The 18616-nt window shown below is 71.4% G+C and carries 22 protein-coding genes; 8 read left to right on the top strand and 14 right to left on the bottom strand.

Going from position 1 to position 18616, the window contains the following annotated elements; translation table 11 throughout:
* Positions 1-207 precede the first annotated feature (207 nt).
* Complete coding sequence (locus tag ACODSY_RS19590) at positions 208-2133, top strand: FTR1 family protein (RefSeq protein ID WP_488953562.1); 1926 nt, start codon at positions 208-210, stop codon at positions 2131-2133.
* 84 nt (positions 2134-2217) lie between these two features.
* Here the strand turns inward: ACODSY_RS19590 and ACODSY_RS19585 are convergent, their stop codons facing one another.
* Positions 2218-2427 (bottom strand): hypothetical protein, encoded by a 210-nt coding sequence (locus ACODSY_RS19585; protein ID WP_488953561.1) that lies wholly within the window; start codon positions 2425-2427, stop codon positions 2218-2220.
* Positions 2428-2683: 256 nt separating this feature from the next.
* On the opposite strand from ACODSY_RS19585, the gene ACODSY_RS19580 reads away from it, so the two are divergent.
* On the top strand, positions 2684-3550 hold the full coding sequence (locus ACODSY_RS19580) for a sterol desaturase family protein (RefSeq protein WP_488953560.1): 867 nt from the start codon (positions 2684-2686) through the stop codon (positions 3548-3550).
* Here the strand turns inward: ACODSY_RS19580 and ACODSY_RS19575 are convergent.
* The 11 genes from ACODSY_RS19575 to ACODSY_RS19525 form a co-directional block, all read right to left on the bottom strand.
* Positions 3533-4300, bottom strand: a complete 768-nt coding sequence (locus ACODSY_RS19575; RefSeq protein WP_488953559.1) for a helix-turn-helix transcriptional regulator — start codon at positions 4298-4300, stop codon at positions 3533-3535. The two genes, ACODSY_RS19580 and ACODSY_RS19575, sit on opposite strands and share 18 nt — an antisense overlap.
* Positions 4225-4857 carry an SRPBCC family protein gene (locus ACODSY_RS19570; RefSeq protein WP_488953558.1) on the bottom strand — a complete coding sequence of 211 codons (633 nt, stop codon included), beginning with the start codon at positions 4855-4857 and terminating at the stop codon, positions 4225-4227. Before ACODSY_RS19570 ends, ACODSY_RS19575 begins: the two co-directional genes overlap by 76 nt.
* Before the next feature lie 42 nt (positions 4858-4899).
* Positions 4900-5844 (bottom strand): cation diffusion facilitator family transporter, encoded by a 945-nt coding sequence (locus tag ACODSY_RS19565; RefSeq protein WP_488953557.1) that lies wholly within the window; start codon positions 5842-5844, stop codon positions 4900-4902.
* Entirely contained in the window at positions 5841-6794 is a 954-nt protein-coding gene (locus ACODSY_RS19560) for a cation diffusion facilitator family transporter (protein ID WP_488953556.1), read from the bottom strand. The genes ACODSY_RS19565 and ACODSY_RS19560 overlap by 4 nt, the downstream gene beginning before the upstream one ends.
* A gap of 173 nt (positions 6795-6967) precedes the next feature.
* A complete protein-coding gene (locus tag ACODSY_RS19555) occupies positions 6968-7303 on the bottom strand; it encodes a DUF190 domain-containing protein (protein WP_488953555.1) in 336 nt (111 codons plus the stop codon).
* Between the two features lie 33 nt (positions 7304-7336).
* A complete protein-coding gene (locus ACODSY_RS19550; protein ID WP_488953554.1) occupies positions 7337-10576 on the bottom strand; it encodes an efflux RND transporter permease subunit in 3240 nt (1079 codons plus the stop codon).
* A complete protein-coding gene (locus ACODSY_RS19545; protein WP_488953553.1) occupies positions 10573-11001 on the bottom strand; it encodes a hypothetical protein in 429 nt (142 codons plus the stop codon). The genes ACODSY_RS19550 and ACODSY_RS19545 overlap by 4 nt, the downstream gene beginning before the upstream one ends.
* Positions 10991-12154 carry an efflux RND transporter periplasmic adaptor subunit gene (locus tag ACODSY_RS19540; RefSeq protein ID WP_488953552.1) on the bottom strand — a complete coding sequence of 388 codons (1164 nt, stop codon included), beginning with the start codon at positions 12152-12154 and terminating at the stop codon, positions 10991-10993. Before ACODSY_RS19540 ends, ACODSY_RS19545 begins: the two co-directional genes overlap by 11 nt.
* A complete protein-coding gene (locus tag ACODSY_RS19535) occupies positions 12151-13413 on the bottom strand; it encodes a TolC family protein (RefSeq protein ID WP_488953551.1) in 1263 nt (420 codons plus the stop codon). Before ACODSY_RS19535 ends, ACODSY_RS19540 begins: the two co-directional genes overlap by 4 nt.
* 57 nt (positions 13414-13470) lie before the next feature.
* Positions 13471-13818, bottom strand: coding sequence for a hypothetical protein (locus ACODSY_RS19530; RefSeq protein WP_488953550.1), 348 nt, complete (start codon positions 13816-13818; stop codon positions 13471-13473).
* A gap of 50 nt (positions 13819-13868) precedes the next feature.
* The gene (locus ACODSY_RS19525; protein WP_488953549.1) at positions 13869-14597 is read right to left on the bottom strand and encodes a cation efflux transmembrane domain-containing protein; all 729 of its coding nucleotides are present in this window, start codon (positions 14595-14597) and stop codon (positions 13869-13871) included.
* A 60-nt stretch (positions 14598-14657) separates the two neighbouring features.
* Here ACODSY_RS19525 and ACODSY_RS19520 point away from each other — a divergent pair, with 60 nt between their 5' ends.
* Genes ACODSY_RS19520 through ACODSY_RS19510 form a run of 3 tightly spaced genes read left to right on the top strand, consistent with a single transcriptional unit; the run spans position 14658 to position 15981 of the window.
* Positions 14658-15101 carry a MerR family transcriptional regulator gene (locus tag ACODSY_RS19520; protein WP_488953548.1) on the top strand — a complete coding sequence of 148 codons (444 nt, stop codon included), beginning with the start codon at positions 14658-14660 and terminating at the stop codon, positions 15099-15101.
* The gene (locus tag ACODSY_RS19515) at positions 15098-15502 is read left to right on the top strand and encodes a copper-binding protein (RefSeq protein WP_488953547.1); all 405 of its coding nucleotides are present in this window, start codon (positions 15098-15100) and stop codon (positions 15500-15502) included. Before ACODSY_RS19520 ends, ACODSY_RS19515 begins: the two co-directional genes overlap by 4 nt.
* Entirely contained in the window at positions 15499-15981 is a 483-nt protein-coding gene (locus tag ACODSY_RS19510; protein ID WP_488953546.1) for a Fur family transcriptional regulator, read from the top strand. The genes ACODSY_RS19515 and ACODSY_RS19510 overlap by 4 nt, the downstream gene beginning before the upstream one ends.
* Before the next feature lie 213 nt (positions 15982-16194).
* Here the strand turns inward: ACODSY_RS19510 and ACODSY_RS19505 are convergent, their stop codons facing one another.
* A complete protein-coding gene (locus ACODSY_RS19505; RefSeq protein ID WP_488953545.1) occupies positions 16195-16605 on the bottom strand; it encodes a MerR family transcriptional regulator in 411 nt (136 codons plus the stop codon).
* A gap of 72 nt (positions 16606-16677) precedes the next feature.
* Here ACODSY_RS19505 and ACODSY_RS19500 point away from each other — a divergent pair, with 72 nt between their 5' ends.
* From ACODSY_RS19500 to ACODSY_RS19490, 3 genes are read left to right on the top strand one after another with little or no spacing between them, the layout of a single operon-like run.
* A complete protein-coding gene (locus ACODSY_RS19500; RefSeq protein ID WP_488953544.1) occupies positions 16678-17070 on the top strand; it encodes an MFS transporter permease in 393 nt (130 codons plus the stop codon).
* Positions 17067-17312, top strand: a complete 246-nt coding sequence (locus ACODSY_RS19495) for a GDCCVxC domain-containing (seleno)protein (RefSeq protein ID WP_488953543.1) — start codon at positions 17067-17069, stop codon at positions 17310-17312. Before ACODSY_RS19500 ends, ACODSY_RS19495 begins: the two co-directional genes overlap by 4 nt.
* Positions 17305-17730 carry a hypothetical protein gene (locus ACODSY_RS19490; RefSeq protein WP_488953542.1) on the top strand — a complete coding sequence of 142 codons (426 nt, stop codon included), beginning with the start codon at positions 17305-17307 and terminating at the stop codon, positions 17728-17730. Before ACODSY_RS19495 ends, ACODSY_RS19490 begins: the two co-directional genes overlap by 8 nt.
* Positions 17731-17772: 42 nt before the next feature.
* Here the strand turns inward: ACODSY_RS19490 and hutC are convergent, their stop codons facing one another.
* Positions 17773-18513: a histidine utilization transcriptional repressor HutC gene (hutC, locus tag ACODSY_RS19485; RefSeq protein WP_488953541.1), complete on the bottom strand. Its 741-nt coding sequence runs from the start codon at positions 18511-18513 to the stop codon at positions 17773-17775.
* Between the last annotated feature and the right edge of the window lie 103 nt (positions 18514-18616).

Genomic DNA, 18616 nt, shown 5'->3' with positions numbered 1-18616 from the left:
CCTTGCCGGGATTGGTCCTCTGGGCGCCGCAGCCTCAGGTCCGAAACACCCGAGCCCGCCAGGCGCTCCCGGTCAACCGCCCGCCATCACGAGGACTGCGCAGCGGCAAGCCGAGGATCGAGGCCGCTGCGGCGAGGACGCTTGCTCCTCAAGTGGCTAGAGGGTCTAAGTTCCTGCAAACCACTCGCAGTCGCAGCAGAGTCCCCGATGCCGGCCGTCGCCCGTCTTCTCTTCGTTCTCATCGCCCTGGCGGCGGCTGCCCTCCAGACGCCGGCGCTGGCGCAGGAGGCGCCCCCGGCCCAGGTGGCTTGGCGCCTACTGGACTACATCGCCGTCGACTATTCCGGCGCGGTCCAGGACGGCCGGGTGGTGAGCGCCGCGGAGTATGCGGAGATGCAGGAGTTCTCCCGCACCGTGCGCACCCGGCTCGCGGCGCTCCCGGAGACCTCGGCGCGGGCGGGGCTGGTGCGCGCCGCGGACACCCTGGCCGCTGACATCGCCGGAAAGGCGCCGCCAAACGTGGTGGCGGGGCGGGCGCGTAAGCTCGCCGGCGAGCTGCTCGCCGCCTATCCGACGCCGCTGGCGCCCGCCCAGGCGCCCGACCTCGCCAAGGGCGCCCGGCTCTACGCCGAACAGTGCGCGAGCTGCCATGGGTCGAGCGGCCACGCGGACGGCCCCGGGGCCAAGGGGCTCGATCCGCCGCCGGTCGCCTTCGCCGATCCCGAGCGGGCGCGCGAGCGCAGCCTGTTCGGACTCTACCAGGTGATCGGCCAGGGGCTGGACGGCACGGCCATGGCGAGCTTCGCCCACCTGCCCGAGGACCAGCGCTGGGCGCTGGCCTACTATGTCGGGGGCTTCGCCTTCGACGCCGACGCCGCCCGGGCGGGCGAAGCGCTCTGGAAGGCGGACGCCAACCTGCGGGCCCGCTTCCCCAACCTCCAGGCGGTGACCCAGGTCACCCCGGCGGCCCTGGCCGCGGAGCTGGGCGAGCCTCGCGCAAGCCAGTTGACCGCCTTCCTCCGCCGGGCGCCGGCCGCCGTGACGTCTTCGGGCGCCGGCAGCCTCGACGTCGCGCGCACGAAGCTTCGGCAGAGCCTCGACGCCTACAAGGCGGGCGATCGGGGACGCGCGGAGAGCCTGGCCCTCTCCGCCTACCTGGACGGCTTCGAACCGGTGGAGCCGACCCTCAAGGCCCGGGACGGCGCCCTCATGAACCGCATCGAGGCCGCCATGGGCGAGCTGCGGGCCAGCATCTCGGCCCGGGCGGCGCCGGCGGAGGTTGAGGTCAAGGTCACGAGGCTCATCGCCTTGCTGGGACTGGCCGAGCAGGCCCTGGCGCCGGAGCAGGCCAGCGCCGCGTCGAGCTTCGCCGGCGCCTTCGCCATCCTCCTGCGGGAGGGGCTGGAGGCGCTGCTCATCGTGGTCGCCATGGTCGCCTTCCTCGGAAAGGCCGACCGGCGCGACGTGCTTCCCTACGTCCACGCCGGCTGGGTCTCGGCCCTGGCCGCGGGCGCCGCCACCTGGGCCGCGGCCACCTGGCTGATCTCGATCAGCGGGGCCAGCCGCGAGCTCATGGAGGGGTTCGGATCGCTGGTCTCGGCCGCGGTGCTGATCTCGGTGGGGGTCTGGATGCACGGCAAGTCCCACGCCGAGGCCTGGCAGCGGTACATCAAGGAGAAGCTGTCGGCCGCCCTCTCCAAGGGCTCGGCCTGGTTCCTGTTCGGGCTCGCCTTCGTCGTGGTCTACCGCGAGGTCTTCGAGACCATCCTGTTCTTCGCCGCGCTGTGGGCGCAGGGCGGCCACCTCGCCCTGATGGCCGGCGCCGGTCTCGCGCTGCTGCTGCTGGCGGTGATCGCACGGGTGCTGCTGACCTATAGCCGCCGCCTGCCGATCACGCAGTTCTTCGCCTACAGCGCCCTCCTCATCGCGGTGCTCGCCGTCGTGCTCGCGGGCAAGGGTGTCGCGGGCCTGCAGGAAGCCGGGCTGCTCGACGTGCATCCGCTCGCCGTCGTGCCGCGGATCGAGCTCCTGGGCCTCTTCCCGACGTGGGAGGGCGTCCTGGCCCAGCTCGCGACCATCGTCCTGCTCGTCGTCGGGTTCGCCTTGGCCGGGCGCAAGCCGGCGGCCGCGTAGGCGGGGATGGACTCACGGGCCGCAGCTAACGTCCAAGGCCGGCGGGGCGGAGGCTGGAGGGGTCCAAAGGCGCTGGGCGGACGATCAGCCCTCGCCAACCATCCCGCCCGGGCGGGTTGTCCTGGGATCGTTTTCGGTCACCTCGGCGGCCGGCTGATCTGCGCTGCCTTCCCCGATCATCCCGCCCACCTCCTGGGCGCCCTGAGGTTTGGTGTCCTTGCCGACCTGAGACTTCTGTCCGCCAGCGGTGTCGGCCGGAACGCTTTCGCCGGCCGGCTTGGGGCTGTCCGTCATGTCGCGCTCCCGTGGTCCAACAGGGTGACCGGCCGCGCCAAGCGCCGCCGTCAGGGATGAACCCCCGGGGCCAAGGGTGGGTTGCGCGCTCGACCGGCGACCGGCCTCGGCGCAGCCATCGCCGCCGCCGCCGTTGGCGCCCTGTTCGTCTGAGCCGGGGCGAGCGAAGGGTCGGCGCCGGAACCGCAGCCCCATCGTTCAAGCGCGTTCGCCCAAGCCCAGGCAGGGTCCTCCCGGAAACCGGAGGGGACTATCCATGCGCGGACTTCTCAGGCTGGCCTATGCGCCCGCCATGCTGTTGGGCTTCGTCGGCGGGGCGATCTGGCTGGTCGCGACCGGACGACCCTTCTGGGTGCTGCCCCCGCTTCTGTTGGCGGCGATCCTCCTGTCGTTCCTCGCGGAGCGGGCGGCCCCCTACGAGCCCGAATGGAACCACGACCAGGGCGACCGGAAGCGCGACATCCTGCACGCGCTCGTCAACGAGGCCAGCTACGGGCTGACCCTCGCCCTGGTCCCGGCGCTCACGCTGCTCGCCCCGTTTCCGGGGCTCTGGCCCCACGCCTGGCCGCTGTGGCTCCAGGTGCTGATGGCCATCGTGGTGGCGGACGCCGGCATCACCCTGGCGCACTACCTGAGCCACAAGGTCGAGTGGCTGTGGCGCTTCCATGCGGTGCACCACTCCGTGAAGCGACTGTACGGCTTCAACGGCCTGATGAAGCACCCGCTCCACCAGGCGATCGAGACGACGGCCGGCGCGACGCCGCTGATCCTGGCGGGCATGCCGCTTCAGGTCGGCATGCTGCTGGGGTTCGCCGTGGCGATCCAGCTGTTGCTGCAGCACTCGAATGTCGACATGCGCATCGGACCGCTTCGCCACGTGCTGGCCCTGGCGCCCGTGCATCGCTTCCACCACCAGCGGGACGGCCACGTCGGAGACGTCAATTTCGGGCTGTTCACGACGCTCTGGGATCGCCTGCTCGGGACGGCGATGTACGACAAGCGCCGGCGCATCGGCCGCGGCGACGTGGGCATCGGGCATCGGCCCGATTATCCGACGGGCTATGTCGCACAGCTCGTGGAGCCGTTTCGCAAGGCGCCGCGCGCCTCAGCGGACAGGGCCTGACTCTCTGGCCGGCTCCCGCGACCGAAGGGCCTGCGTCGCCGTCACCCCGAACATCGCCTTCAGCGTACGCGAGAAGTGCGCCAGGTCCGCGAAGCCGGCGGCATGGGCCGCGGTGGTCGCATCCGCGCCGGCCCCCATCTCGGTCACCGCCAGGCGCAGCCGTCGCCACAGCACGTAGCGGCGAAACGGCAGGCCGACCTCCTCGGCGAACAGATGCCGGAATCGGGACGGCGACAGCTCACTTTCCTCGGCGATGGTCCGCAGCCGCAGCGCGCCGTCGCCGAGCCGGGCGTCGATCCGACCGAGGCTCGCGGACAGGACGTCGCCTCGCGGCCTGACGAGCGCTTCGCCGCGCCGCCACCGGTCCCAGAACGGCGTGGTGGGGTGCGACGCGACAACGATGTCCCGCCCTGCCCGGAAAATTCCGAGGGCGTCCGCCAGCACCGGATCGGTCGCGGCCGCGGGCTCCAGGAAATGGAGCGTGAGACCCTCGATGGCCTCGAGGCGATGGGCCACCAGCGGATCGATCAGGATCAACTCGCCCTCGACGACCTCGCCCGGCCCGAGATGCAGACGCGCACCACCAGGGGCCTGGATAGCCTGCGCGGCGAAGTGCCTGTGGCTGGTGGCGTCCCCGGCGCGGCCGACCCACCGCGCCCAGTGGTCGCCGACTGTCAGGCGTCCCTGCCACGCGAGATCGGAGGACTCACCGCCTTGTGCGGACGCGTCCAAATGCTTGTTGTGGTCCATGTCCGATCCGCTCCGGTCCGTCGAGTACCGTCCGAAAAGCGCGACGAATATCGCGCCGTGCAGGCCGCCTGCGTCTTGCGCCTTCGACGCCGGATGTCGGGCGCGATGCGAAGGGACGCGGCCCGTCCCTTCCCCAAGTGCCGCGCGAGGTCCTCGGCGACGACGCTGAGGATTGGCCCGTAGAGCCGCGTCAGGCGGCCTCGGAAGAGATAAGCGGCGAAGCCCGAGAACTGCATCGAATAGCGAACCTCTGAGGTGCTGCCGGCCGGTCGCAGGTCCAAGCCGAACCGCAGGCGGATGACGCCGGGAATCCCGCTCGTCCAGACGAGGTCGCGTTCAGGGGTGACCGCCTTAATTGTTCCCTCGTGACGGATGGCGCGCTGCACGCCGGACCGCATTCGACCCGCGATTTGAAGGCTGACCGTCGACCCCACCTTCGGCTCGCCGTCGAGCAGGATCGGCTTGGTCCAGGCCCGGTAGGCCGCGAAGTCGGTGACGGCCCGCCACACCGCCTGTGGCAAGGCGGCGACGCGGACTTCGCGGGTCACCTCAAACATCTCTCCCCTCCCCTCAGAGGCTCGGCCGAGCGGTGGTGGGCGTCAGCCGGTGTGCGGCGACTGGAGCGGACCGTCGTTTGGATGCTCGCCTGCGGCGCAGGCTTCCAGGGTGGCGTGCTTCACCTTGAAGTCCCGGGCCAGCATCGTCCGGATCCGAACCTTGGCGGCGGCGAAGTCGGACAGCGAGGCGCCATGCGGCTCCACGTGCGCCTCCAGGGCCCGGGCGTGCTCGCCGAGGTTCCAGATGTGGACGTGGTGGACGTCGCGAACGCCTTCCACGCCGCGGATCGCCTCGACCACGCGGTCGAACTCCACGCCATCCGGCGTCGCGTGCATGAGCAGGCGGACGGTCCGCGGGAGCAGGGAAAAACCCTGGTAGAGGACATAAGCGGCGATGATCAGGGTCACGACCAGGTCGGCGACGTAGAGGTCGTAGAGCAGGATCAGCGTGCCGGCGACGATCACGCCCACGGAGGCCAGGGCGTCGGAGACGTTGTGCAGGAAGGCGGCCTTGATGTTCAGGCTGTGCTTGGCGCCTACGCGGACCATGAGGGCCGTGGCCACGTCGATGACCAGGGCCACCCCGGCGACGATCACGATGATCCAGCCCTCCACCGGCTTCGGGTCGATGAAGCGCAGAATGGCCTCGTAGACGAGGTAGAGGCCGACGATGATCAGGGTGGTCAGGTTGATCAGCGCCGCGACGACTTCGGCCTGGCCGTAGCCGAACGTCATCAGCTTGTCGGCGGGCTTTCGCCCCACCTTGCGGGCGAACAGCGCCAGCGCCAGAGATGCGGCGTCGTTCAGATTGTGCAGGGCGTCGGCGATCAGGGACAGCGAGCCCGAGACGACGCCGCCGACGATCTGCGCGGCCGTGAGCAGGACATTGACCGCGACCGCGCCGACGAGGCGTCCATCGCTCATGCCCTCGGTGTCGTGGTGGTGATGCCCGTGGCCGTGGGCGTGATCGTGGGCGTCCGCGCTCATGCGTGGAGCTCCGGCCGTGCGTCGCACGGGACCGTCTCCGTCTGGATCGTGACGTGATGCACGTCGAAGTCCGCCGCGAGGGTGACGGCGACGCGGCGGCGGACGTCTTCGCCCTCCGAGCCGGCGGCGAGGACCACGTGGGCGGTGCAGCTCGGCTGGTCGGCGCCCGAGACCCAGACGTGGAGGTCGTGGACCGCCGAGACGCCGGGCGTTTCCGCGATGGCCTTGCGGAGGCCGGCAAGCGCCACGCCGGAGGGCGCGCCCTCCAGGAGGATGTTTGTGCTGTCGCGCAGCAGGACCCAGGTCCGCGGCAATACCCAGAAGCCGATGGCGATCGCCACGATCGGATCGACCCAGGCCCACCCCGTGAGGCGGATGACGATCGCGCCGCCGATCACGCCGATGGAGCCGACCATGTCGGCCCAAACCTCCAGGTAGGCGCCCTTGACGTTGAGGCTCTTGTCCTTGCCGCCGGAGAGGATCCGCATCGAGACCAGGTTCACCGCCAGGCCGATGCCGGCGACGATCAGCATGCCGGTGGACTCCACGGCCGCGGGCTCGAAGAGGCGGCGGGCGCCCTCGATCAGCACATAGATCGCGACGGCGAACAGCAGCACCGCGTTGAAGGCGGCGGCCAGGATCTCGAAGCGCCGGTAGCCGAAGGTGCGGCGGTCGTCGGCCTTGCGCTGGCCGATCTTGATGGCCGCCAGCGCAATGGCGAGCGCGACGACGTCGGTGAACATGTGCGCAGCGTCGGAGAGCAGCGCCAGGCTCTTGAAGACCAGCCCGCCGATCACCTCGGCGACCAGGAAGGTGGAGGTCAGGGCCAGCGCGATGGTCAGCTGGCGCGCGTTGGCGTTGGCGGTGTGGCTATGGGCGTGGCCCGCCGTGCCGTGCCCCGCATCGCCGGCTTCCCCGCCGTGTTCGGCGTTCGCTGCGTCCTCGCTCATGATCGTTCCCTGTTCAGGCGGGCGGTCAGCCGCGCGGATGGAAGTCAACCGACGGCGTGCTCACTAGGAGCGCTGCCGCCGCCGCGAGCAGCAGAACGGCCACCACCACCAAAAGGATCGTGAGACGGCGTGGCTTTTCCTCAGGTCTCCGTGCGTGCCGATGTGGCGAGCCCCTAGCCATCGAGGCCCGCCCGGGGCGGCCTTCGCAGCACCTCCACGGCCTCCAGCGTGATGAGGCCGATGTCCGGAAGGTCCGCGAGCGCGGCCGCGAAGGCGCGCAACCGCGTCTCCTCGTCGACGATCTCGATGACCACCGACTGGTCGTCCTCCAGCAGATGCCGGGTGTGCAGGTGCGGCGTGTGCCCGAACCCGATGAGGGCCTGCAGCACCGTCGCGCCGGCGAGCCCGGCCTCTCGGGCCCGGATGGCCACCACCTCGAAGACCTTGCGGTCCCCGAAGTAGGCGGCCTCGTCAGTGTAGATCCGCAGCAGCTTGGCGGCGTCATCCATGGGCGGACTCTCCTCAGGAGGCATGGGTGTTTCCTACTCGGCCGGGACCAGGCCGGCGTCCGCCTGCGGGCGGCGCCGGCGCCGCTCGGCGAAGTCCAGCACCACCTGGGTGATCGCCGGCAGCACCAGCAGCGTGAGCGCGGTGGCCGTCACCAGGCCGCCGATCACCACCATGGCCAGGGGCTTCTGCACCTCGGCGCCAGTGCCGTGGGCCAGCGCCATCGGAATGAAGCCGATGGCGGGCACCAGGCCGGTCATCACCACCGGCCGGACCTTCTCCATCATGCCTTCGACGATGGCCTTGGTGGTCGGCAGGCCGGCGTCCAGGCGCTGGCGGATCGCGCTCATCACCACCAGGCCGTTGAGGACGGCCACACCGGCCAGCACGATGAAGCCCACGGCCGCCGAGACGGAGAAGTTGATCCGCGTCAGGGCCAGGGTAAACACCCCGCCGGCCAGGCCGAGCGGGATGGCGGTGAACACCGCCACCGCGAGCGGCAGGCTGCCCAGCGCCATGTAGAGCAGGGCGAAGATCGCCAGGAAGCAGATCGGCACGACGATCGCGAGGCGTTGCGAGGCGGCCTGCAGGTTCTGGAACTGGCCGCCCCACTCGATGAAGGTGCCCGGCGGCAGCGCCACCTGCTCCACCTTCGGCTGGGCCGCCTTCACGAACGAGCCGACGTCACGGCCACGAACGTTGGAGGAGACCACGACCCGGCGCTTGCCGTTCTCGCGGCTGATCTGGTTGAGGCCCTCCGTGTAGCGGAACTGCGCGAGCTGGCTGAGCGGCACGGAGCCGCGCGCGTGTCCGTCCTCCCCCGGCAGCATGACCGGGAGCGCGCCCAGGGCGTCGAGGCTGGCCCGCGTGGCCGCGGGCACGCGGACCACCACGTCGAAGCGGCGGTCGCCCTCGAACAGCATCCCCGCCTCGCGCCCGGCCATGGCGGCGGCCACCGTGTCGGCCACCTCCTCCACGGTGAGGCCAAAGCGGGCGATCGCGGCGCGGTCGAACTGGACGTCCAGGGTCGGCGCGCCGCTGACCTGCTCCACCTTCACGTCTGCCGAACCGGGCGTCGACGACAGGGCCGCGGCGATCCGCGTGCCGGTGGCGGTCATCTTCTCCAGGTCGTCGCCATAGATCTTCACGGCGACGTCGCCGCGCACCCCGCCGATCAGCTCGTTGAAGCGCAGCTCGATGGGCTGGCTCATCTCGTAGCCCTGGCCGATCAGCGCCCCGGTCTTCGCCTCAATGCGGGCGATCACGTCCTCCTTGGTGTTCACCCCCTTCGGCCACTCCTTCTGCGGCTTCAGCAGAACGAAACCGTCGGAGATGTTCGGCGGCATCGGGTCGGTGGCGACCTCCGCCGTGCCGGTCTTGGAGAACATCAGCTCGACCTCCGGAAGGCTGCTGATCGCCTGCTCCACACCCCGTTGCATACGCAGCGACTGCTCCAGCGAGGTGGAGGGGATGCGTTGCGAGGCCACGGCCAGGTTCTTCTCGTCGAGCTGCGGAATGAACTCCTGGCCCAGCAGCGTGAACACGAAGCCGGCGAGCACGAACACCCCCGCCGCGGCCCCGATGAACGGCCAGGGCCGGGCCACGGCGCGATGCAGCAGCGGAATGTAGCGCTCGTTGATCTTGCGGATCAGCCACACCTCCTTCTCCGCGACCTTGCCGCGGATCAGCAGGGCCACCATCGCCGGCACGAAGGTCAGCGAGAGGATGAAGGCGGCCGCCAGGGCCAGCATCAGGGTGATGGCCATGGGCGAGAAGGTCTTGCCCTCCACGCCCTGGAAGGTCAGCAGCGGCGCGAACACCAGGAAGATGATCGCCTGGCCATAGACGGTCGGACGGATCATCTCCTGGGACGCCAGCATGGTCTCTTCGAGCCGTTCGCGCAGGTCGAGCAGACGGCCTTCGCGATGCTGGCGTTCGGCCAGCCGGCGCAGGCAGTTCTCGATGATGATCACGGCCCCGTCGACAATCAGGCCGAAGTCGAGGGCGCCCAGGCTCATCAGGTTGCCGGAGACGCCCAGGGTGTTCATCCCGATCGCGGTCATCAGGAACGAGATCGGAATGATCAGGACCGCGATCACCGCGGCGCGCACGTTGCCCAGCAGGAAGAACAGCGCGATGGCCACCAGCACGGCGCCCTCGAAGAGGTTGCGCTGCACCGTGGCGATCGTGGCGTTGACCAGCTTGGAGCGGTCCAGGGTCGGCTTGACGGCGACGCCCACCGGCAGGGACTTCTCGAGCGTCTCGAGCTTCTCGCCCACCGCCTTGGCGACGGTGCGGCTGTTCTCGCCGATCAGCATCAGGGCGGTGCCGACCACCACTTCGTGGCCGTTCATGCTGGCCGCGCCGGTGCGGAGCTCGCCGCCGATGCGTACGGTGGCCACGTCCTTGACCATCACCGGCACGCCGCCGCGCGTGGCGATCACCGCATTGGCGATCTCGTTCGCCGAGCGGATCCGGGCGTCGGCGCGGACCAGATAGGCCTCGCCCGCCCGCTCCAGGAAGTTGGCGCCCACCGAGAGGTTGGCCGCCTCCAGCGCCTTGGCCAGGTCGGAGAAGGAGACCCCATAGGCGTTGAGCTTCACCGGGTCGGGCTCGACCAGATACTGCTTCTCGAAGCCGCCGATGGAATCGACGCCGGCGACGCCCTGCACCGTGCGCAGCTGCGGGCCGATGATCCAGTCCTGGACGGTGCGCAGATAGGCCGCGCGCGAGACGTCGTCCGCGAGCCGCTCGCCCTCCGGCGTCAGGTAGCTGCCGTCCGACTGCCAGCCCGGCTGGCCGTCGCGCAACTTGGCGCCCTTCCCGCCCGGGTTGGCGAAGTCCACCGTGTACATGAAGACCTCGCCGAGCCCGGTGGTCACCGGGCCGATCTGCGGCTGCAGGCCTTCGGGCAGGTTTTCGCGGGCCTGCGAGATCCGCTCACTGACCTGCTGGCGCGCGAAGTAGAGGTCGACGTTCTCCTTGAACACCGCCGTGACCTGGGAGAAGCCGTTGCGCGAGACCGAGCGCGTGCTCTCCAGGCCCGGGATGCCGGCGAGCGCGGTCTCGATCGGGAAGGTCACCCGCTTCTCGATGTCGGCCGGCGACAGGCCCGGGTCGACCGTGTTGACCTGCACCTGCTTGTTGGTGATGTCCGGCACCGCGTCGATCGGCAGCCGGGTGAGCTGCCAGACGCCGATCGCCGAGACGATGGCGATGAAGAAGACGACCGCCCAGCGCGCCCGGACGGAGAGGGCCATGAGGCCGGCGATCATTGGAAGGACTCCGAGGGACTATGGACGCCCGACGCGTAGGCCACCGCCAGGCGCGCGACCTGGGCGCGGGGCACGCCGAGCTTCGTTTGAAAGCTGGCCGATGGCGCGCCGCGACGCCCCGTCAGCCGATTGGACCAGGCGACCGGACGGCGCGCGAGAACCTCACCGTCGCGGCCGTAGGCCGTGACGTGCAGATGCCCCGACACCGGTCCGCGCCAGAGGGGATCGGCGCTGACCATGCCGCGCACCGCCGCCTCGTCTCCGCCGGCGCGGAGATAGGCGCTCCAGATCCGGACATGGCCGCCGCCGGTGAGGTCGGTGTCGACCGCGCGAGCGCCGTCCAGAGACGACGCGGTGGCGCAGCCGCCGATGGCGGCGGCCAGGGCGGCGGGCATGACGATCCTGGTGAGCAAGCTAGTGCTCATCGCCCTCGCCCTTCCCGAGCTCGGCCTTCAGCAGGAAGGCGTTGCGCGCGGCGATGGTCTGGCCGGGCTTCAGGCCGGCGACGATCTCCGCGCGCCCGGCGCTGCGCTGGCCCACCGTCACCGGCTGCGCCGTGAAGCCCTTGGCCGTGCGCACGAAGACCACGTCGCGGCCCTCGACGGTCTGGACCGCCTCGTCCGGCACCACGATCGCCTTGGAGGCGCTGGCCCGCTGCGGAATGATTCGCGCCCGGACCGACTGGCCGGGTTGCAGCCCCAGCGCCGGCAGGTCCAGCACGGCGGTCGCCGCGCGGGTTTCGGCGTCTAGCGAGGGCGTGATGGAGCGCACCCGGCCCTCGATCGCGCGGCCGTCGGCAAGTTCGACCACCGCCCGGTCGCCGGGCGAGATGCGCGGCGCGTCCGCGCCGCTGACCGAGGCCCGAACCTCGATCCGCTGCGGGTCGGCGATCCGGAAGAGTTCCGTCTCCGACTGCACGAAGGCGCCCAGGCTGACCGGAGCCGCCGTGATGCGCCCGGCGATCGGGCTCGACACCACGACGCCCCGTCCGTCGGAGGTCACGTTGGCCGCGCCAGACGCCGCCTGCGCGCGCCGGGCCTCGGCGTTGGCCGCCGCGGCCTCGGCCTGCGCCGTCTCGTAATCCTGCCGCGCCGACACCCGTTGTTCGAAGAGACGCTTCTCGCGGGCCAACTGCTTCTGCGCGAGGGAGGCCCGCGCGCTCGCCACCGAGCGGTCGGCAGCGATCTGAGCCGCTTCACGGCTTTCCACGATGGCCAGGGGTTCACCGGCCCGGACCGGGTCGCCAAGGCGCTTGTAGATGCGGGTGACCGCCCCGGCGGCGCGCGCCGTCAGCACCGCCTGCCCGTTGGGCGCGGCCTCCACGGTGGCCTGGGCCAGCACCTCGTTGGCGAAGCCGCCCACGGCGACGGGCTGAACGAGGATGCCCGCGCCCTTGACCTGGTCCGCCGTCATGGCGACCACGCCTTCCTCCCCCTCGTGATGCTCTTCGCCCTCCGCTTCCGGGGCGGTGGCGGCCGGCCTGTCGCCCGTCAGCCTGGCGATGCCGAAGCCGCCGAGGCCGGCCAGGAGGATCGCGGCGGCGACGCCGCCGTACAGTCGGGTCTTGTCTTGCTTCACCGGGGATCTCCGAAGGGCGTGGCGCCGGCCAGACGCGCAAGGCCCGCCTGGGCGCTCAGGCGTTCGACGGCGGCGTTGATGGTCTGGGCGCGCGCCTCGGCGAGCGCCCGCTGTGCGTTGAGCAGTTCCACGAGGTCGAGCTTGCCGCCCTCATAACCGAGCCGGGTGAGCCGGTAGGCTTCCTCCGCTGTCCGTTCCCCCTCCTGCGAGGCCGTCAGCCGCGTCTCCGCCGCGCTTAGGCGGGCCGACCCCGATCGGACGGCGGCTTCGGCGTCCAGGCGGGCGGCGTTGAGCCGCGCCTCGGCGGCCGCAAGTTCGGCCTGCGCCGCGCCGATGTTGCCGCGGTTGCGGTCGAAGATGGGGAACGGGATCGACACCCCGGCGACCATCGCGGTGGCGTCATCCCCCTCGAAGCGGCGGGCCCCCACCGACACGGTGACATCTGGCACGGCGCGGAGCCGCTCCATGCGGATGCGACGCGCGGCGGCCTCGCGTTCGGCCTGGGCGGCGAGATAGGCCGGGCTGGAGAGCGGGTCGGGGGCGGCCGCGGGAAACGCCTGTCCGGCCCGGGCGAGCAGGCTCACTGGGATGGAGGTGATCGGCGCAGGCGCCCCCACTAGGGCGGTCAGGTTGGAGAAGGCCGTGGCGCGCGCCGCGCGCGCCTCTTCGACGTCGGCCCGGGCGGCCTGCAGCGCCGCCAGCGCCTGCACGCGGCGCAGGTCCGCCTCGCGGCCGGCTTCCACCAGGGCGCCGGCGATGCGGGCGTCCTCCTGGGCGAAGCCGGCCGATTCGCTCGCCAGCTGCAGCCGCCGATCGGAGGCCTCGGCCTCCGCATATGCGGCCGCCAGGTCGAAGGCGTACTCGCCCTGGATGCGCGCGGCGCGGGCCCGGGCGGCCGCCACGTCGGCGCGGCCGACGGCGACGCGGGCGGATCGCTTGCCGCCGAGTTCAAGCGTCTGCTCGATCGAGGCGGTGGTCTCGGACATCCCCGTGCCCTTGAAGGGTCCCGAGCCCGCGAAGTTCTCGACCTCGACGCCGAGGGTGGGATTGGGGATGGCCCGGGCTTGGCGGGCCAGGCCTTCGGTCCGGGCGATCTCGGCGCGGGCTTCGGACAGCCGCGGCGCGGTCGCCTGCGCCTGGCGCAGGAGGTCCGGGAACGGCGGGGCGGGTTCGGCGGACGCGGCGCCCGCATAGAGCGCGCTGGCGCTCGCGCCCAGCAGCATGGCCGTCAGGAACGGCCGTCGGAAGATGACAGACAAGGTGGACCCTTCTCGCGAAATGACGAAATCCGGCGCGCGCCAGGCGCGCGTGGTTCGTCAGGCGCGAGGGGGCCGGTCCAGGCGGGAGGCCGCGCGGGAGCGCGGGGGCTGGCTGGCGAGCTTGACCGCGGGGGTCGACACCGACGGGTGGGCCACCGCCTCGCTCACAAGGGTCGGCAGGTAGGGCGCCGCGTGGTGGCAGTGCCCGTGCTGGCAAAGTCCGAGGTCATCCCCGCTGTCGGGCGCCGCGGTCCCGTGGCTGTTCACGGCCACGGAGGCGACCTCCGCCGAGGCCGACGCATCGTCGAGGGTCTGGGCGGCCGCGGGAGCCGAGGTTTCATTGCCGCACACCGCGGCCTCGGCGACTGGCGCGAACATCAGGGCGAACGCCAGCAGGACGGCCATAAGGCCGCCGACCCGTCGCCAGAATGTCCGAAGTCCCGTCACAGCCGCCCCTATAGCCCGCGTCGGGCGGCGCGGGAATGCGTTACAAAGTCCGCTTTCAGCGGGGTTTCCGCCGCCAGTTCGGCCCGGGCCTGGGCCGTGATCGACCAGGCCGAGCGCAGGAAGACCGCGGCGAGCAACACGCCCACCGCCAGGTCGGGCCAGCGCGACCCGGTGAGCGCGACCGCCACCCCCGTCGCCGCCACGGCGACGCACTGGATAAGGTCGTTGCGGGTGCAGAGCCAGACCGAGCGGACGTTCGCGTCCCCCTCGCGATAACGCATAAGCAAGATGGCCGCGGCGAGATTGGCCGCCGCGCCGAACAACCCGAGGCCGGAAATGGCCGCGGCATCGGGCATCGTCCCGCTGAGGGCGCGCCAGACCGCGAAGCCCAGGATGGCCAACGCCATCACCGCCAGGCTCCCGCCCTTGAAGAGCGCCGCACCAGCCCGGACGCGCGCGCTCTTGCCGATCGCCCAGAGACTCACGGCGTAGGTGGCCGCGTCGGCCGCGAAATCCAAGGTGTTTGCGGCCAGCGACGCCGACCCGGCCAGCAGGGCGCCGACGGCCACGACGCCGAAGCCCAGCAGGTTGATGGCGATGACCCAGGCGAGAACACGCCGGTAGTCTGGCGACGCGCCGTCGAAGACCACGGTCGCGCCGCAGCAACTCGTCGCGCCGCCGTGGGCTTGGCCTTGCGCGGGCTCTGAAGAACAGGAGGACATGTCGACAGTGTGCATCCTCTAGTAGGTAGAGGATCAAGCGCCTATTTTGGATGTCTCGTGCCCAGGAGCCTGCCCATGACGAACATGCCGATCGGCCGGCTGGCCAAGGCGACCGACGTCAAGGTGCCCACGATCCGCTTCTACGAGCAGATCGGCTTGCTGCCGACGCCTCAGCGGACCGACAGCGACCGGCGGGTCTACGGCGAGGCGGCGGTCAAGCGGCTCGCCTTCATCAAGCATGCGCGGCAGCTGGGCTTCTCGGTGGAGGCGATCCGCGACCTGCTCGACCTCTCCGACCATCCGCACCGGCCGTGCGAGCAGGCCAACCGCCTGGCGGCCGAACAGCTCCAAGCCGTGAAGGAGAAGATCGCGCAACTCAGTGCCCTGAGGGCCGAACTCGAACGCATGGTGGGCGCCGGATGCGCCGGAGAGGTCGCCGACTGCCGGGTGATCGAGGCGCTGGGGGACTCCGCCCTCTGCGGCCACCACCGTCCCGGGTTTGCAGGACAGGTGGAGTGACGCAAAACCCTCCCGCGTCGACGCGGGCGCCCGGCCTCTGGGCCCTGGCGGTCGCCCTCCTTCTCTCCGGCTGCGACCGGCCCGTGGTGGATCGGACGCCGGATGCGCTGGACCACAAGCGGGTGATGGCGGCCGACCCGGCGCATGGCGCGCTGCCGGGCCCGATCGTGGTCGAGGCGAGTCGGGCGGAGGGCCGCGCGCGCGTCGTGGCCGTGGACGCCGCCGCCGGCGTCATCATCCTGCGTCACCAGCAGGGCTCCGCCAGCGACTGGCCGGACATGACCATGTCCTTCCGTGCCCGGCGCTCGATCCTGCAACGGGTGCGCGCCGGCGACGAGGTCGCCTTCACGCTCCTCGTCACTGACGGGATCGGCGAAGTCGCCACCCTGAGCCGCAGATGACGCCGGCGACCCCCTGCCCCCATGCGGCCCTGCCGCCGCCCGGCGCCGCCGAAGTCGCGGATGCGGTGAGGCGGGCCGAAGCGCGCTGTCTGGCCGCCGGGGAGCGCTGGACGCCGACCCGCCGGCGGACCTACGAACTCCTGGCGAGCGCCGGGCGGCCGGCGAAGGCCTACGACCTGATCGCCAGGTTCGCGCCGGGCCGGGCCACGAAGCCGCCCACGGTCTACCGGGCGCTGGACTTCCTGGTCGACCTGGGACTGGCGCACCGCCTGGTCAGCCAGAACGCCTTCGTCGCCTGCTCCGCCGCGCACGCCCACGCGGCGTCCGAGTTCCTGATCTGCGACTGTTGCGGACGCGTCGCCGAAGGCAGATCGGACGTCGTGGACGCGGTCATGCTCGCAGCCGCCGTTCAGGGGTTCCAGCCGCGCGCGATCGTCATCGAGGCCCATGGAACCTGTGCAGCCTGTCGACCTGACTGATGCGCTCGCGGCCTTCCGAGGAGCGCAAACGTCCTGAACAGCCCGATGGCGCGGCCGCCGGCCCGGCCACAAGCCACTCCGAGGCCCCGGCGATGGCCATCGGCACGAAGTCGAGGATCGCAGCGTCGTCCGGTCGAGGCGCGACGGTCGGCGGCGGGGGAAGTCCTCTCCCGCCTGGACGCGGCTTGCACAAATTTCCCCGTCGCTGCGGCTCTAGGAGGACTCCAGGAGGTCCAGCACCGGGCACGAGGGTGCGGCGCCCCGCGCGCCGCATCCGTCGACCGTGGTGGCGAGCAGGGACTCGAGCCGCATCAGATCGGCGATCCTGGCGCGCACGTCCTGGAGATGGGCTGCGGCGATCGCCCGGACCTCGTCACAGGAGCGCCGCTGCGGCTCGGCCAGTCCCAACAACGCCCGGACCTCCTCGACGCCGAAGCCCAGCTCCCGTCCCCGACGGATGAACGACAGCCGCCGCCGGTGCGCGTCGGCGTAGACCCGGTGACCGGCCGGAGTCCGATCTGGGTCCGGCATCAGTCCGATCCCCTCGTAATAGCGGATGGTCTCCAGGTTGACGCCCGTCATCTCGGCCAGCCGGCCTCGGGTGAGTTCCTTGCGCGACGGCATGAGAAGAAAACCCTTGTTCCTGTAGTGACTACAGACCGCAGGCTACGACGACTGCCCCTGAGACGCGAGCCCATGCGACCCGACATCCCGCAGCCTTCCGACCGTCGTGACCGGATTCTCGGCTGGTCTGCCCTCGGCGGTTCCGCGATCGCGGTGTTCGCCTGGGCCGCTTGCTGCGTGCTCCCGATCGCCCTGTCGTTGACCGGCGTCAGTCTCGCCGGCCTCGCCCTGGTGGCCGGCCAGCGGTCCTGGCTGACTCTTGCCGCGGTCGCCGCACTTGGCGTGGGTTGGTGGAGCGTCTGGCGCCGTCGCCGCGCCTGCCAAGCCGACGCAGCCTGTCCGCCGACCGGGCGATCGACCCTCGGGCTCTTGACCGCAGCCACGTTCCTGGTTGGTCTCGCCCTGGTCTGGCAGCCGCTCGTCGAGCCCCGGGTGCTGATGCTGCTGAGGAGTCTGCGAGGATGAGCGAGACCACGATCGAGCTGCGATCCACCCTGACCTGCCCGGCGTGCCAAGTCTCGACGACCGAGACCATGCCGACGGACGCCTGCCAATATTTCTACGACTGCCCGGCCTGTGGGGCGGTCCTGAAACCCAAGGCCGGCGACTGCTGCGTGTTCTGTTCCTATGCCGACGTCCCCTGCCCGCCGATCCAGGACGCGCGGGCGAGCGGCGGGGCCGCGGCCTGCTGCGGCGGCGATGGCTGACGGCGGCGGCCGTCGCGGCCCACGCGCCCGGGATTGGGCGAGCGACGGGCGGGCTCTCGCGGGCCTCTGGGGCGCGCCGGCCGCCGCGATGCTGGCGGCCTTCGGCCTGGAGCCCACCTGGCGCGCTTGGGTCTGGACGGCCATGCTCGCCGCGATGGGGGTCGCCTGCCTGGTGAATGCGCGCCGATGCGGCCGCATCCACTGCCGCGTCACCGGACCGTTCCTGCTCCTGATGGCGGCGGCCGTCGTCGGCTACGCTGCCGGCGTCCTGCCGCTGGGGCCTCATGCCTGGCCCCTGCTCGGGGCGATGATGGCGGTCGGGTTCGCCGGCGCCTGGTGGGGCAGCGAGCGGCTGTGGGGCGCGTTCCCGCGCGTGGAGGACGATCCCGGAGCCCCTCCGACGACTGACACCGGGTGATTGGCGGAGCCGCGAGCCGGAGCCCCGGACGAGCCCCCTCGCCTAGCGAATCAGCCGGTCTGGGGCGGGCTGAGGCGCGAAGCGCGCCACCAGATCATAGGCCTCGCCAGGGAAGGTCAGGCGCACATGGGTGATGCGGTCCTCGCCGCGCCAGGTCTGGCGCTCGAGCACGAGACATGCGGCGTGGGGATCGAGGCCCAGTAGGACGGCGGTCGCGCGCGGCACGTTGGCGGCGCTGATCCGGTGTTGGGCCTCGGTCCAAGGGACGTGACCCAGGAGCCAGCTGCCGGGGGCGGTCCGGCCGAAGTCGACGTCCCCGGCCTGGGGGACCGCCGCGAGGTTGACCAGCCGCTCCTCCAGCGCGAAGGGCCGCCCGCTCGCGCGGTGCAGGCAGCGCAGCTCCAGGACCTCGACGGGATCGTCCAGCCCCAGAGCCGCCATGTCGCGCGGACCCGCCACGCGCGCCTTCCGCAGCTGCAGTTCGTAGGCGTAGGGCTCGCCGCGGGCGGTGACCTCGGTCGGGATGTCCGGGATGTCGAGCACGACGGAATGGATCCGTGGGCGCGACACGAACGAGCCCGCGCCCCGGCGGCGCACGATCAAGCCCTGCTCCGCCAGCGGGCCCAGCGCCTTGTTCACCGTCATCCGGGAACAGCAATACTCGGCCATCAACTCGTGCTCGAACGGGATCCGATGGCCCGGTGGCCAGGCGCCGGACAGGATCCGCTTCGAGATGTCGGACCGGATGCGCTTGTGCAGGGCGGCGTCGTTCAGTTCGGTCATGCGATCAGGCGGCCCCATCGTCCTGCACCGGCGCGCGCCTGCGTCGCGGCGCCCCACCTCCGGCCCGGGGGCCGCGGCCGTGACAGACCCGGCTGCGATTGAA

The sequence above is a fragment of the Phenylobacterium sp. FG114 genome, assembly GCF_057809855.1.
Note: the sequence above shows the minus strand (reverse complement) of the source record. Positions and strands in the feature narration are given on the sequence as shown.

Coding starts and splice junctions, on each gene's coding strand:
- ACODSY_RS19590 (WP_488953562.1), top strand. CDS start 208: ATGCCGGCCGTCGCCCGTCTTCTCTTCGTTCTCATCGCCCTGGCGGCG.
- ACODSY_RS19585 (WP_488953561.1), bottom strand. CDS start 2,427: ATGACGGACAGCCCCAAGCCGGCCGGCGAAAGCGTTCCGGCCGACACC.
- ACODSY_RS19580 (WP_488953560.1), top strand. CDS start 2,684: ATGCGCGGACTTCTCAGGCTGGCCTATGCGCCCGCCATGCTGTTGGGC.
- ACODSY_RS19575 (WP_488953559.1), bottom strand. CDS start 4,300: ATGGACCACAACAAGCATTTGGACGCGTCCGCACAAGGCGGTGAGTCC.
- ACODSY_RS19570 (WP_488953558.1), bottom strand. CDS start 4,857: ATGTTTGAGGTGACCCGCGAAGTCCGCGTCGCCGCCTTGCCACAGGCG.
- ACODSY_RS19565 (WP_488953557.1), bottom strand. CDS start 5,844: ATGAGCGCGGACGCCCACGATCACGCCCACGGCCACGGGCATCACCAC.
- ACODSY_RS19560 (WP_488953556.1), bottom strand. CDS start 6,794: ATGAGCGAGGACGCAGCGAACGCCGAACACGGCGGGGAAGCCGGCGAT.
- ACODSY_RS19555 (WP_488953555.1), bottom strand. CDS start 7,303: ATGGATGACGCCGCCAAGCTGCTGCGGATCTACACTGACGAGGCCGCC.
- ACODSY_RS19550 (WP_488953554.1), bottom strand. CDS start 10,576: ATGATCGCCGGCCTCATGGCCCTCTCCGTCCGGGCGCGCTGGGCGGTC.
- ACODSY_RS19545 (WP_488953553.1), bottom strand. CDS start 11,001: ATGAGCACTAGCTTGCTCACCAGGATCGTCATGCCCGCCGCCCTGGCC.
- ACODSY_RS19530 (WP_488953550.1), bottom strand. CDS start 13,818: ATGGCCGTCCTGCTGGCGTTCGCCCTGATGTTCGCGCCAGTCGCCGAG.
- ACODSY_RS19525 (WP_488953549.1), bottom strand. CDS start 14,597: ATGCACACTGTCGACATGTCCTCCTGTTCTTCAGAGCCCGCGCAAGGC.
- ACODSY_RS19520 (WP_488953548.1), top strand. CDS start 14,658: ATGACGAACATGCCGATCGGCCGGCTGGCCAAGGCGACCGACGTCAAG.
- ACODSY_RS19510 (WP_488953546.1), top strand. CDS start 15,499: ATGACGCCGGCGACCCCCTGCCCCCATGCGGCCCTGCCGCCGCCCGGC.
- ACODSY_RS19505 (WP_488953545.1), bottom strand. CDS start 16,605: ATGCCGTCGCGCAAGGAACTCACCCGAGGCCGGCTGGCCGAGATGACG.
- ACODSY_RS19500 (WP_488953544.1), top strand. CDS start 16,678: ATGCGACCCGACATCCCGCAGCCTTCCGACCGTCGTGACCGGATTCTC.
- ACODSY_RS19495 (WP_488953543.1), top strand. CDS start 17,067: ATGAGCGAGACCACGATCGAGCTGCGATCCACCCTGACCTGCCCGGCG.
- ACODSY_RS19490 (WP_488953542.1), top strand. CDS start 17,305: ATGGCTGACGGCGGCGGCCGTCGCGGCCCACGCGCCCGGGATTGGGCG.
- hutC (WP_488953541.1), bottom strand. CDS start 18,513: ATGACCGAACTGAACGACGCCGCCCTGCACAAGCGCATCCGGTCCGAC.